Annotated in this window: 13 protein-coding genes and 1 tRNA gene; 11 read left to right on the forward strand and 3 right to left on the reverse strand. The window is 42.5% G+C overall.

The annotated features are described in order from the left end of the window. Positions 1-39 precede the first annotated feature (39 nt). Both AYW75_RS14005 and nadA read left to right on the forward strand, forming a co-directional pair. Positions 40-115: transfer RNA gene (locus tag AYW75_RS14005), tRNA-Lys, on the forward strand. Positions 116-153: 38 nt separating this feature from the next. Then, entirely contained in the window at positions 154-1,200 is a 1,047-nt protein-coding gene (gene nadA, locus AYW75_RS14010; protein ID WP_082856537.1) for a quinolinate synthase NadA, read from the forward strand. A 54-nt stretch (positions 1,201-1,254) separates the two neighbouring features. Here nadA and AYW75_RS14015 read toward each other — a convergent pair whose 3' ends face one another. Next, on the reverse strand, positions 1,255-2,670 hold the full coding sequence (locus AYW75_RS14015; RefSeq protein WP_067100576.1) for a M48 family metallopeptidase: 1,416 nt from the start codon (positions 2,668-2,670) through the stop codon (positions 1,255-1,257). 30 nt (positions 2,671-2,700) lie between these two features. Here AYW75_RS14015 and AYW75_RS14020 point away from each other — a divergent pair, with 30 nt between their 5' ends. Together AYW75_RS14020 and AYW75_RS14025 are read left to right on the forward strand one after the other, a co-directional pair. Then, positions 2,701-2,946 carry a sulfurtransferase TusA family protein gene (locus AYW75_RS14020; RefSeq protein WP_067100579.1) on the forward strand — a complete coding sequence of 82 codons (246 nt, stop codon included), beginning with the start codon at positions 2,701-2,703 and terminating at the stop codon, positions 2,944-2,946. A 2-nt stretch (positions 2,947-2,948) separates the two neighbouring features. After that, a complete protein-coding gene (locus AYW75_RS14025; RefSeq protein ID WP_067100581.1) occupies positions 2,949-4,031 on the forward strand; it encodes an AI-2E family transporter in 1,083 nt (360 codons plus the stop codon). Positions 4,032-4,095: 64 nt separating this feature from the next. Here AYW75_RS14025 and bcp read toward each other — a convergent pair whose 3' ends face one another. Next, entirely contained in the window at positions 4,096-4,542 is a 447-nt protein-coding gene (gene bcp / locus AYW75_RS14030; protein WP_067100584.1) for a thioredoxin-dependent thiol peroxidase, read from the reverse strand. A 173-nt stretch (positions 4,543-4,715) separates the two neighbouring features. Between bcp and dapA the strand changes: the two genes are divergently transcribed. Genes dapA through AYW75_RS14055 form a run of 5 tightly spaced genes read left to right on the forward strand, consistent with a single transcriptional unit; the run spans position 4,716 to position 9,416 of the window. Next, positions 4,716-5,597, forward strand: coding sequence for a 4-hydroxy-tetrahydrodipicolinate synthase (dapA, locus tag AYW75_RS14035; protein WP_067100587.1), 882 nt, complete (start codon positions 4,716-4,718; stop codon positions 5,595-5,597). A gap of 2 nt (positions 5,598-5,599) precedes the next feature. Next, positions 5,600-6,691 carry a hypothetical protein gene (locus tag AYW75_RS14040; RefSeq protein ID WP_067100590.1) on the forward strand — a complete coding sequence of 364 codons (1,092 nt, stop codon included), beginning with the start codon at positions 5,600-5,602 and terminating at the stop codon, positions 6,689-6,691. Between the two features lie 36 nt (positions 6,692-6,727). After that, a complete protein-coding gene (purC, locus tag AYW75_RS14045) occupies positions 6,728-7,444 on the forward strand; it encodes a phosphoribosylaminoimidazolesuccinocarboxamide synthase (protein ID WP_067100593.1) in 717 nt (238 codons plus the stop codon). A 57-nt stretch (positions 7,445-7,501) separates the two neighbouring features. Further along, positions 7,502-8,743: a lipoprotein-releasing ABC transporter permease subunit gene (locus AYW75_RS14050; RefSeq protein ID WP_067100596.1), complete on the forward strand. Its 1,242-nt coding sequence runs from the start codon at positions 7,502-7,504 to the stop codon at positions 8,741-8,743. Next, positions 8,736-9,416 carry an ABC transporter ATP-binding protein gene (locus AYW75_RS14055; RefSeq protein ID WP_067100599.1) on the forward strand — a complete coding sequence of 227 codons (681 nt, stop codon included), beginning with the start codon at positions 8,736-8,738 and terminating at the stop codon, positions 9,414-9,416. Before AYW75_RS14050 ends, AYW75_RS14055 begins: the two co-directional genes overlap by 8 nt. Positions 9,417-9,456: 40 nt before the next feature. On the opposite strand, the gene AYW75_RS14060 is transcribed toward AYW75_RS14055, so the two are convergent. Further along, the gene (locus tag AYW75_RS14060; protein WP_067100602.1) at positions 9,457-9,969 is read right to left on the reverse strand and encodes a DUF2062 domain-containing protein; all 513 of its coding nucleotides are present in this window, start codon (positions 9,967-9,969) and stop codon (positions 9,457-9,459) included. Positions 9,970-10,006: 37 nt separating this feature from the next. On the opposite strand from AYW75_RS14060, the gene AYW75_RS14065 reads away from it, so the two are divergent. Both AYW75_RS14065 and AYW75_RS14070 read left to right on the forward strand, forming a co-directional pair. After that, positions 10,007-11,803 carry a ComEC/Rec2 family competence protein gene (locus AYW75_RS14065; RefSeq protein ID WP_067100605.1) on the forward strand — a complete coding sequence of 599 codons (1,797 nt, stop codon included), beginning with the start codon at positions 10,007-10,009 and terminating at the stop codon, positions 11,801-11,803. Beyond that, positions 11,787-12,398: a MotA/TolQ/ExbB proton channel family protein gene (locus AYW75_RS14070; RefSeq protein ID WP_067100608.1), complete on the forward strand. Its 612-nt coding sequence runs from the start codon at positions 11,787-11,789 to the stop codon at positions 12,396-12,398. Before AYW75_RS14065 ends, AYW75_RS14070 begins: the two co-directional genes overlap by 17 nt. Positions 12,399-12,409 lie beyond the last annotated feature (11 nt).

The following is a 12,409-nucleotide window of genomic DNA, read 5'->3' on the forward strand; positions in this document are numbered from 1 at the left end:
TTGCATTCACCAGTGAAAGCTGTAGTATACGCGGCCGTTGGGTCGTTAGCTCAGTTGGTAGAGCAGTTGACTTTTAATCAATTGGTCACTGGTTCGAATCCAGTACGACCCACCATATCACTCCAACAATGCCCATTTCCAAGGGGTTAATCAATGTCTGAATTAATCGATAAAGCCGCGTTACGCGATACAGTTCAGAAGTATCTGTCTGAAGCTGAAGAATCGCTTAAAAAGCCCGTCATTGATAATCAAGCTTTGCGTGATGAAATCAAAACGCTCTTGAAAGAAAAAGATGCCGCTTTAGTAGCCCACTATTATACCGAAGATGCTATTCAAGAGCTTGCCGAAGAAACCGGTGGTGTTATTGCAGATTCATTAGAAATGGCTCGTTTTGGCGCAGAGCATCCAGCTAAAACACTGGTGGTTGCTGGTGTAAAGTTCATGGGTGAAACGGCGAAAATCTTAAGTCCTGAAAAAACTATTTTGATGCCTACTTTAGAGGCAACGTGCTCTCTTGATATCGGTTGCCCAGAAGATGAATTTAACAAGTTCTGTGATCAACATCCTGATCGTACTGTTGTTGTTTATGCTAACACTTCAGCTGCGGTAAAAGCGCGTGCGGATTGGGTGGTTACTTCTGCAATAGCCTTAGATGTTGTGCAGTATTTGAGTGATAACGGCGAAAAAATAATTTGGGCGCCAGATCAGCATTTAGGTCACTATGTTCAGTCTCAAACGGGCGCTGATGTGTTGTTATGGGACGGTGCGTGTATTGTTCATGAAGAGTTTAAAGCGAAAGGTATTCTTGACCTTAAAGCTATTTATCCTGATGCTGCGATCTTGGTTCATCCTGAATCGCCTTCGTCAGTGGTGGAAATTGCTGATGTTGTTGGTTCAACGTCGCAGCTACTAAAAGCAACGAAAGAAATGTCTAACGACACCTTTATCGTGGCAACTGACCGTGGCATCTTCTACAAGATGAAGCAGGCATCACCTGATAAGCGTTTCGTTGAAGCCCCAACGGCAGGCTCTGGAGCGACATGTCGCAGTTGTGCACATTGTCCGTGGATGGCTTTGAATTCATTAGAGTTACTGCGTAATGCACTTCGCGATGGCACAGATGAAATCTTTGTTGATGAGACTGTTCGAGTGAAGGCATTAAAGCCGCTGCAACGTATGCTTGATTTCAAAAAGGGCTGAGTGCATTCGCTAATAATACTTAAAAGCAGCCAATCGGCTGCTTTTTTATGCGTTCTAATCAAGTCCTTCACGCTTCTGTGCTTCAAGTATTCGTTCAAGATGCAATTTCACCGTTTCCATGTGTTGCTTTCTTGTGCCGCTGGATTGTTTTATAGAGCGGTTTATTAGATTCATTGCGGGTAGCTCTTTACCATATTGAAATTCGAGTAATGCGTGGTTAAAAAGTGCGTAGGGTGTATCGTTCTGTTGCTGGGCTACAGCGATATTATGTCGGTATACCATACGGTTCTGGTAATTCAGTTGTGAATCACTCGTTTGCAGGTAATCTAGGTCACTATCTAACTGTCCTGCTAAATATTGGAACGTAAGGTCTTCAGGAGCAAATGACAGTCGATTTCGAGCAATAGATTGTGCTTCTTCTTTTTTGTCGACGGTAAGATAAGTGATGACTTTTAGGTAGTCGGTAAATTCATTTCGAGTTTTAATACGACGTAAGTTTTCTAAAGCTGACTCATTATAATGTAACAAAAGTTGAGTGAGCGTTAATGCATAATAATATTCATTATCTGCGTTTATATTTCTGCGTAAGAAGCTCTGATATCCTGTATTTTCTAATGCTGCTCGATAAGCCAGTAGGGTGGCTCTAAAAAATTGAAATGATGGTGATGATGGTTGAAATAATATTGATTGTTGCTCTTCACCGGTCAAGCTATCACTTAAACGGCTTTGTGGTAGAGGGTGGGTTGATAGGAATTCAATTCGATTTGAACCCATAGACTCTTTCATTAAGCCTGCTAAAAGATCATTCATGCCACTTGTTGGTAAACCGCTTTGCTGTAATAACTCGCGTCCACGTCGATCTGCTTCTTGCTCATGGGAGCGAGAATATCTCAGCATGTTTTCTTGTTGGTTGGCTAGGCCTCCAAGCCAAAGAGCAGAAGTAGTTTCGCCGTCACCTGCTGTCGCTGCAGCAGCCCCCGCAAGCAATAATAACAATGACTTTGCTTGTTCATTCCTTTGGTTTTCAAGCGAACGCTGGTAATGATGTAGCTCTAAATGGGATATTTCGTGAGCAAGCAGTCCCATAAACATGTTTTCATTGTTAATCAGTCTTAGTATATCGGAGTAAATGAAAAGGTGGCTACCTGGTATTACAAAAGCATTCATTTGGCTGCTATTTAATAGTGTGAGTTCAATTGTTTTATCGTTTAAGCCGGTATTTGGTATCAGATCAGCAATAGCTTGACGAAGGTAGTTATAGGCGGGAGGGAACTCTATAAGTCCTCTACTTCCATTGATTTTTCGAAACCAATACTGCCCAAGAACATAACTTGGGTTTGATAGGCTTCTCTCGTTCTCGTAACGCGCTAGATCGGGCAAATCATGGGAGTTGGCTAAAGAAAGAGGTATTGAAAATACAAGACTAATTGATATAAGTAGCTTGCTGATTTGTAAAAAAAAATGTCTCATAGTGGCCTGAGTTTAAAAGCGAGAAGAAAGATGCTTGATACACAGCAGTATGACGTAATCGTAGATGCAAAAGAAGATCGTTGTCCAATGCCTTTACTAAAACTTAAAATGGCATTGGCGAAAATGTCTGCCAATCAAACCGTGTGTGTTTATGCGAACGATGAAGGTTCTCTCAAAGATATTCCACATTTTCTTGCGTTAGTTGGATTGCCCTTAGTTGAACAGGGTGAGAGGGAGAGCACCTATTACTTTGTAACCTGTAAGCAAGAGTCGTAACTATGATTCGGATCCTTGATAATCTAATGACGCGCTATCTCAGTAATGAAGAAGTGGTCATTTTCATTCTTTTACTGATTTCAACGCTGCTAGTTGTAGCGTTCTGGGGCGGGATTTTAGCGCCCGTGTTCATTGCTGTTGTATTTGCTTTTCTTTTGCAGGGACTAATAAATCGCTGTAAACGTCTAGGATTGAGTCACAATGTTTCTGTCACGTTAGTTTTTATAGGTTTTCTTGCAGTGTGTGGCGCATTTATTGGTGTGATGGTGCCAATCATTTGGCGACAGGCTGTTCGATTTATTAATGATTTACCTCGTATGTTTGGCGATCTACAAGCCTTTGTACAGAGCTTGGCTCAAGAACACTCTAGCTATGTCAGTCAAGGTTCAGTAGATGAGGTTGTAAGCCTTGTGGCGGCTGAAGCGGCTACACTTGGGCAATGGTTGCTTTCGTATTCTTTGACTAGCATTCCGTCGTTGTTTTCACTGATGTTGTATTTGGTGTTGGTGCCGTTGGTCATGTTCTTTGTGTTGAAAGATCAAGTTAAAATAGTAGCTTACATGACGTCATGGTTACCGAAAGAGCGTCAAATGATGCAGAGCATTTCTCACGAGATGAATGACCAAATCGCTAATTATATACGCGGTAAAGTGATTGAAATGGTCGTGGTAGGCGTGGTGACCTTTGCTGTGTTCTGGTTTTTTGATTTGCGGTATTCTGCGTTGTTAGCGTTGTTAGTTGGCTTATCGGTACTAATTCCTTATATCGGAGCTGCTGCTGTCACTGTGCCGGTGGTCTTGGTTGCCTTCTATCAATTTGGTGCGTCCAATGAATTTTGGTATGTTTTTGCGGCATACTTTGTTGTTCAGGCTCTTGATGGTAACGTTTTAGTGCCTTTGCTATTTTCTGAGGCAGTTAACTTACATCCATTAGCCATTATTGTTGCAGTATTATTTTTTGGGGGCATTTGGGGTTTTTGGGGTGTGTTTTTTGCCATTCCACTGGCTACGCTTGTTAAGGCTATTATTAATGCTTGGCCGAGAGTTCAGGGCGATAAGTTGATTGCGCCATCAGGTCACTCCTAAAGAGTAACAAAATACTAAAAGCCGAGCCCCGTTCAAGGCTCGGCTTTTTTGGTTTTAAATAAGGTTAAATAATCTGTGCTGTATGCTCTTTTGTTTTGACTTTCTCGATGATGTTTTCAAGGTTGCCGTTTTCATCAATGATGAATGTTGTGCGTACAGTCCCCATAAACTCTTTTCCCATGAATTTTTTTAGTTTCCATGTGTCGTATAGATCATGAACAGATTTATCTTCATCTGAGATGAGAGTAAAGGGTAGCTCATTTTTAGCGATAAAGTTTTGATGGCGTTTTTCTGTGTCTGGGCTGATACCTAGCACCACGTAACCAGCATCAGTTAATTCTTTATGATTATCTCTTAGATTGCAGGCTTGCGCTGTACAGCCAGGTGTGGAGTCTTTTGGATAAAAATAAAGCACTACTTTCTTGCCACGGTAGTCACTCAGTTTGACTGGATTGCCGTCTTGATCTTTTGACGTAAAGTCTGGTGCTGGTTGACCTATTGTTAAGCTCATTTTCTGCTCCATGTATGGGTGATTTTCGTCTTTGAATACGTATAGAAATGACAAATTGGATGCTAAGTGTACTTGATATCCTCGTTCGACTAAATATTGCCTTTAAGTTGTGTTGTATAGGGGGTACGTGAGCGGTAGACTATGCACGCTTAATTCAATGTGGAGATGTATGAATGATTACTGGAAGCTTAGTTGCGCTTATCACACCAATGACACTGGATGGTAATATCGATAAGCAAAAGCTAGATGAGCTCGTAGAGTACCATATCGCTGCGGGTACCCACGGCATTGTTGCGGTTGGTACAACCGGTGAATCTGCCACATTAACCTACGATGAACACGCTAATGTTATTCGCCAAGTGGTTGAAAAGGTTAACGGTCGTGTACCTGTCATTGCTGGTACAGGGGCTAACTCAACTCATGAAGCGATTGATCTTACTCAGCGAGCAAAAGATGCAGGTGCCGATGCATGTTTGCTAGTCGTGCCTTATTACAATCGACCAACGCAAGAAGGCATGTTTCAGCATTTTAAAGCCATTGCAGAAGCAGTCGATATTCCTCAGATTTTGTACAATGTTCCAGGTCGCACTGTGGCCGATATGTCTAATGAGACCACTCTACGTCTTGCAGGTATCTCCAACATCGTTGGCATAAAGGACGCAACGGGTGACCTAGAGCGAGGAAAGCAGTTAATTGAAAATGCTCCCGAGGGCTTTGCAGTCTACTCTGGCGACGATCCTACTGCAGTTGGATTAATGTTGTTAGGTGGTAAAGGCAATATCTCGGTCACAGCAAACGTTGCACCTAAGCAAGTTGCTAAGGCCGCTGAATTAGCTATTTCGGGTGATGCGGAGCAAGCACATAAAGTTGATATTGGTATTAGTGCATTGCACAGTGCTCTATTTGTTGAACCGAATCCGATCCCTGTTAAATGGGCCGCTGCGCAACTTGGTCTCTGTGAATTAAGTATTCGACTGCCATTGACAGAGCTGTCTTCTCAATACCATGATGCGGTTAATGAAGCACTTATTGCTTCGGGTATTAAGGATAATTAATTATGAACAAACAGATCAAAAAACTGGCCATGCTGGGAAGCTTAGCTTCAGTTGTAACCTTGTCTGGCTGCTCTAATGTTGTTACTGATCATGGTTTGGATTACCAAGATGCGCGCAGCAGTGAGGTTGAGTTAAAATTGCCACCGGGTCGTCATGATGTGACTGATAAGCTGATCATCCCAAATGAAGATCGTATTGCAAATTTAGATGCGAAAGGTGAATTCGAAGCACCAAGAGCGCCAAAGCCTTATTTGCCAATGGCCTACGTATCGATGGTTTTAGGTCAGTATGATGTGACGTTTGAGATACCAACTAATTTATCGCAATCAAAGCTGTTGCTCAGCAATTACTTCGCGTCTTTCAGTGGTAAAACTGTTGTTTTTAATCAAGTGAGTGAAACTGAGTTAGTCAGTGCGCCTATCCAGTTTAAAGAGCAAGGTACTTTGTCGAAGCTCTGGAATAGCATTACACGCCTTGAGCCTGAAAAATATCGTTTAACGATTGATTTTGTGCCGAGAAAAAATGCAACCGAAGCAAGGATTCAACTGATTAAAATTTCAGAACAAGGCGAATCCTTAGTGGATCTTACTTTAGATGAAGCCAGCGCTAGTCAAATGGTTGATGCTTGGTCACATATCTCTAAAGACTTGACTACAGAGACAGCATTGTTATCGAAGCAAGGGCAAAAGCCGGTTCTTAAATCTCGTATCTGGACGAACCAAGACGGTAAGTTGGCACTTTTTCTTGGTAAAGAAGCAGATTTAGCCTCCTTAAATAACTACATTCGTAATACATCTGGTGTGCACATTACTAGTGAGACACCGCCAGAATTATCACTAGTCCCTCAAGATAAACTTGCTCGAGTTGGTGATATTGTAGATTTCAAAGTGCCGCTAGGGCCAATTGGTACGAATGAAGAAGTTGTTTTATTTAAAGTGCGTCGTCGAAATTTGGACGATGTCAGTTGGACTGAGCGTAGCTACCCTTACGACTTAAAACGCCAACAGGAAGGCTACTTTTTAACGATAGATGCAGGCGCAACGGAAACCCCAACGTTGACGACTTATCGAATTCTTTCGCTGTTAGCGAAGTAACTAATCCCCTCACAGTATTTATTGGAGATTCTCCACATGGAAAAACGACAAGAGCTATATGCAGGTAAAGCAAAATCGGTATTTCGTACCGATGACCCTGATAAAATGGTTCTAGTATTCCGTAACGACACGTCTGCGTTCGACGGTAAAAAAGTAGAGCAGCTTGATCGTAAAGGCATGGTAAATAACAAATTTAATGCCTTCATTATGAGTAAACTAGAAGCCGCCGGCATCCCGACACATTTTGAAGCACTATTAAGTGATACAGAATGTTTGGTTAAATGCCTTGATATGATGCCGATCGAATGCGTTGTACGTAATGTTGCTGCTGGTAGCTTGTGCCGTCGTTTAGGTGTGACAGAAGGTCAAGAGCTAGCGCCACCAACATTTGAATTGTTCTTAAAGAACGATGAGTTGGGTGACCCTATGATCAACGAATCTCACGTTGAGTCGTTTGGTTGGGCCGAGCCTGAGCATCTAGCTAAAGCAAAAGAGCTTACATACCAAGTCAATGATGTGCTTAAAGCATTATTTGCTGAAGGCGGCATGATCCTTGTGGATTATAAGCTTGAGTTTGGTTTGTTTAACGGTAAAGTCGTGTTGGGTGACGAGTTCTCTCCAGATGGTTGTCGTTTGTGGGATGCTGAAACCAAAGAAAAGCTAGACAAAGATCGTTTCCGTCAGGGTCTTGGCGGCGTGATTGAAGCTTATGAAGATGTTGGGCGTCGTATTGGCATCGATTTTGATGCGTAATATTCGCTAATCACAAGAAGGGGCTTTATGCCCCTTCTTTGTTATGGACCATTTTAAATGAACTTATTGCCTATCAAGATTGGTTTACGTTATGCCCGAGCAAAACGTGCTAACCATTTTATCTCTTTTATTAGTTTCTCTTCGATTGCTGGAATTGCCTTGGGTGTTGCCGTGTTGATAACGGTATTGTCGGTCATGAACGGTTTTGATCGAGAGTTAAGGCAAAGAATTCTTGGAATGGTACCTCATGCGACTGTTTGGGGTAACCCTACCTTAGTTGATTGGCAAACAATGGCTGCACAAGTTTCTACTATGCCTGGGGTTAAAGCGGTTGCGCCCCATATTCAAGCTCAAGTGATGTTTCAGTCTAATCGTGGCGTACATGGTGCTTTATTGAATGGCATTGAACCGATCCAAGAGGCGAATGTTTCTATCTTGCCGAATCATATGACAGCAGGCGACTTGGGTGCCCTTAAGTCAGGTGAGTTTGGAATTGTGCTTGGTGAGCAGCTTGCACGTATGTTGGGCGTTCGTCTAGGCGACAAAGTGACCGCTTTAATGCCAAAAGCCAATGTGTCAATTGCAGGTATAACGCCTACCCTAAAGCGATTTACGTTGGTAGGTACATTCAAAGTAGGTGCCGAGCTTGATTCAAGCTTGGCATACATTAATATTCATGATGCAGCTCGTTTAAAGCGTTACGACTCTGAGGCTGTTGAAGCATTGCGCATTTCTTTTGACGATTTATTTGAAGCTCCAAGTAAAATTTGGGATATCGCTCGTCTCATTCCAGGTCAAAATAAAGTCAGTGACTGGACTCGTACACATGGTAATTTGTTTCAGGCGATTAAGATGGAAAAAACCATGATTGGGTTACTCCTTCTTTTGATTGTAGCCGTTGCCGCATTTAACATCGTTTCAACTTTGGTAATGGTCGTGACGGATAAGCGTACTGATATTGCAATACTTCGAACCATGGGGTTAACCTCTGGTCAAGTCATGTGGGTATTTGTGGTTCAAGGTATATTTATTGGATTCTTGGGAACTCTAATTGGGTTGGCATTAGGTGTCACGGCCGCCTTGAATGTAAGTGATGTCATTGCTTGGTTAGAAGGAGTTTTGAATACTCAGTTCTTAAGTGGCGATGTATATTTCATTAATTATTTACCGTCACAGCTTGAGTGGACAGATGTTCAGTATATTGTAACCTCTGCCTTTAGTATGACGGTTTTAGCGACACTTTACCCTGCATGGCGAGCATCAAAAGTGGATCCTGCGGAGGCGTTGCGTTATGAGTAATGTAGTATTAAGTAGTCAGTCTTTAGGCAAGCAGTATCGTGATGGTAAGCGTGATGTCCAAGTGTTCGAAGATATTAACTTTGTACTCAATAAAGGTGAGGCGGTTGCTATTGTTGGCAGTTCAGGTTCTGGTAAAACGACATTACTAAATCTTTTGGCTGGGCTAGATAAGGCCACCACTGGTGCTGTTGAGATCGAAGGGCAGGCATGGGATGCGCTAAAGGATGCAAAGCGTTCAAAACTTAGAAATGAAAAGCTAGGGTTCGTATACCAGTTCCATCACTTGCTACCTGAGTTTAGCGCAGTTGAAAATGTTATGATGCCGTTGCTGATCGCTGGAGAGAAGAGTGTAAAGGCAAGGCTTATAGCCGCACAATTATTATCCGATGTTGGTTTATCTGAGCGTTTAGACCACCGTCCAGCTCAGCTGTCTGGAGGTGAACGCCAGCGTGTTGCCATTGCTCGTGCACTTGCTCACGATCCTGCTTGTGTACTGATGGATGAGCCGACAGGTAACTTAGATGAGACAACGTCTAAGGAAATTCAGGAATTAATAGTTCGTCTGAAACAAGAAAAGAATATGGCCTTCTTGATTGTTACTCATGATGAGAAAATGCTTGCTTGGATGGATCGTGCTTATCGGTTGAGTCAAAAGACACTAAATTTGATTTAACATTTCAGAAAGAAAAAGCATTGAGAGATCAATGCTTTTTTTATTTGATCTTACGGCGCCGATTTTTCCAGCGTTTGATAACGTGCAAACGCCATAGAAGTAAGATAGAAACATATGCAATACCGCCTGCTACAAAACCCGCTACAATAGATCCTACGTATAAGGGTATCCAGATATGTTCTAATTGGCTCCATACCCACTCGACTGACACTTGAAACTCAGAATCGATACCATTGCCAACTATCCATGTACCAATTAAATAATTCACGTAAAATACAAAAGGCATGGTAATAGGGTTTGTGACCCAAACCAACGCTATCGATAACGGGATGTTGGCGCGCAATGGAATGGCAAATAGCGCCGAAGCAACCATTTGAAAAGGCATAGGGATAGCAGCCCAAAATATTCCATTCCAGAAGGCCTTAGCGACAGAGCGGCGTGATAAATGCCAAAGGTCGGCTTCATAAATTTGTGCCCCTAAAATCCCTAATGCTTTACTCTGTTTAAGCTTTTCAGGATTCGGAACAAGTTTCTTAAGGTAACGCTTTGGCATAATCACTACTTAGGCTAGACATGGACAAGGAGGTCCTATGCTGCTTTTAAATATTTGCGTGCTGGTGGGCGCCGTGCTTACGCCTCCATCGCTCCGGTGGATGTATTCTACTCATATCGCCATGTTATGTCTCTATCAAATCCATCGTAAAGACTGGTGGGGGATGATATTTGTCTCTATTTCCATAGTTTCCCTGATTAGCAGTAATCCATGGAAAGATTGGGGAGTTGAGGATAAAGCAGATCTATATTATTGGAATGTCACGAAGCTGTGTTTATTGATACCTTCCTCTTCTGAAGTGAATTGGGTATACGTTAAATCTAAATCAGGCGAGTACAGGTCACGCAGTTGTGATGAGAACGATACCTCAGACACCCTTATTCCTATAAAGCCCTATTTTGCTGAATTATTTGGAAGTTATCCATCTCATAGAGCATTCATTAAGGGTGCTGATGTGATGGTTTATATTGATCACGGTATAAACCATCTAGATGAACCAAGTGACCTTGATCAATATCCTAGTTGGCGCTTTGCCTACTCGATTATACGTGGTGACAGAAGGGCATGGGATGAAAGGGACCATTGGCTGATAAACTATCTCGGTTTAACGCATCTTTTTGTTGTGTCTGGCTTGCACATCGGTTTCGTGAGCCTGTTAGTGGTGTGGGTGTGTCGCGTTATTTGGCGTCATCTAGGGGTTGTGCAAAGATTGTTTTATCAACGTGCTCGTCTTGAGTTTGTCGCGGTTGTTCCTTTTTGCTTGTTTTACGCATTGTGGAGTGGTGCAGGAGAGCCTGCTATACGTGCATGCTTAATGGCAGTCATGTTTTTTGCGCTACGAGCAAAGGCGCAACATGTTGCTTTACTTCCTATTTTGCTTTTCAGTGCTTGGCTAATGTTATTGCTTTGGCCTGGGCGTGCTTTAGACCCTTCCTTTTGGTTATCTTTCTCTTTTGTGGGCCTTATTTCCCTTTTGATATTGCGGCTTGAGCGGTACAGTAGGTTATTGATAATGCAATGTTTTCTATGCTTCTTCGCGCTAATTCTGACTCTTGGTTGGCAGCAAAGCGTGAGTGGTTTAACGATTTTGGCTAATATTATCATGGTGCCGTTTGTGGCTGTAATTTGGTTTCCTGCCTCCTTGGCGTCTTACGTCTTGAGTGAATGGTTCTCGTGGACTTGGTTATATGGGCAATTAGACAGATGCTTAGTTTGGTTTTTTGGAGCTATAGAGCCTTACCTATACGGAGAGTTGTTTTGGTTGCCAAGGGAAGATACTTCAGTTTGGGTGAAACTAACTCTCATTTCCATCACTGTTTTCGCCGTATACTGGTACCCATTACGGCGAAGTATTTTAGTTCTTGGCTTTCTTAGTATTACTGCAGTATCGCTCTCTGTTGAGGAAGTGCAGTGGCGTTACTTATGGCAAAAAGATCGTTACGGTGTCATTCAGTATCGTAACCATGGAGGTGGTGTACTATCGTACAACAGTAATTCGTTGGTTAAGGTAGGCGGGATTGATGTAGTGATCAATCTACCTAAGTCTCAAATTGCTCATAAGGCAATGAAAGAAGTGTGGCAGTTGGCGATCACAAACAGAGGTTCTGTTGCCTCGGATGTCTTGTATAAAATGAATGTTCCAACCATTGAAATGTTAGAAGGTGAGAAAATACGTTTCTATCTCGATAGCGGTAAATGGAGAGTGATATCTTCCACTTGCTATCATTTACTAAATGTTGTGAAAACAGTTGCTTGCGAGCATGCCGAATTGCTTGAGAGTGTGTTAAATTATTCGCAAATTGATACAGGAGGTCTCGGTGTTAGAGCTTTTTAAATCCGGCGGCGCATTTATGTGGCCGTTATTGTTGTGTTCTATTCTTACGCTCGCCATTGTTCTAGAAAGATTCTGGACACTGCGAAATAGCCGGGTTGCTCCACGCTCGCTTTTATCTGATGTTTTGGCTCGATTGCGTGAGGATCGAATGACCTTAGACTACATTCGCTCTATGCAAGCTAAGTCCGGCTTAAGCTTTATCTTTGCTTCAGGTTTGCTCAATTCAAAACATGGACGACGAGCTATGAAAGAGAGTATTCAGGAAGCAGCTAATCATGTGATTCATGAGCTTGAGCGTTTTATGAGTACGTTAGGTACGATTGCAGTTATTTCTCCCCTTATTGGTTTGCTAGGTACAGTCGTCGGTATGATTAAGGTCTTTAATGTATTGATGGAGCAGGGCGCAGGAAATACACAGTTATTGGCTGGTGGGATTTCTGAAGCGCTTTTGACAACTGCGGCAGGTTTAGCAGTCGCAATACCTGCATTGGTTTTTCATCGTTACTTTGCCCGTCGAATCGATGAATTGGTTGTCAACATGGAGCAACAGTCTACTAAGCTTATTGATGTTCTTAACGCCGATGGTAAAGAGTAGCAGGGGAACGA

The organism is Marinomonas atlantica (assembly GCF_001639725.1).
Classification (GTDB): Bacteria; Pseudomonadota; Gammaproteobacteria; order Pseudomonadales; family Marinomonadaceae; genus Marinomonas; species Marinomonas atlantica.

Excerpts from the sequence above, each read along its gene's own strand:
- AYW75_RS14015 (WP_067100576.1), bottom strand. The coding sequence starts at position 2,670 with ATGAGACATTTTTTTTTACAAATCAGCAAGCTACTTATATCAATTAGT.
- dapA (WP_067100587.1), top strand. The coding sequence starts at position 4,716 with ATGATTACTGGAAGCTTAGTTGCGCTTATCACACCAATGACACTGGAT.
- AYW75_RS14020 (WP_067100579.1), top strand. The coding sequence starts at position 2,701 with ATGCTTGATACACAGCAGTATGACGTAATCGTAGATGCAAAAGAAGAT.
- nadA (WP_082856537.1), top strand. The coding sequence starts at position 154 with ATGTCTGAATTAATCGATAAAGCCGCGTTACGCGATACAGTTCAGAAG.
- AYW75_RS14065 (WP_067100605.1), top strand. The coding sequence starts at position 10,007 with ATGCTGCTTTTAAATATTTGCGTGCTGGTGGGCGCCGTGCTTACGCCT.
- AYW75_RS14060 (WP_067100602.1), bottom strand. The coding sequence starts at position 9,969 with ATGCCAAAGCGTTACCTTAAGAAACTTGTTCCGAATCCTGAAAAGCTT.
- AYW75_RS14055 (WP_067100599.1), top strand. The coding sequence starts at position 8,736 with ATGAGTAATGTAGTATTAAGTAGTCAGTCTTTAGGCAAGCAGTATCGT.
- AYW75_RS14040 (WP_067100590.1), top strand. The coding sequence starts at position 5,600 with ATGAACAAACAGATCAAAAAACTGGCCATGCTGGGAAGCTTAGCTTCA.
- AYW75_RS14025 (WP_067100581.1), top strand. The coding sequence starts at position 2,949 with ATGATTCGGATCCTTGATAATCTAATGACGCGCTATCTCAGTAATGAA.
- AYW75_RS14050 (WP_067100596.1), top strand. The coding sequence starts at position 7,502 with ATGAACTTATTGCCTATCAAGATTGGTTTACGTTATGCCCGAGCAAAA.
- bcp (WP_067100584.1), bottom strand. The coding sequence starts at position 4,542 with ATGAGCTTAACAATAGGTCAACCAGCACCAGACTTTACGTCAAAAGAT.
- purC (WP_067100593.1), top strand. The coding sequence starts at position 6,728 with ATGGAAAAACGACAAGAGCTATATGCAGGTAAAGCAAAATCGGTATTT.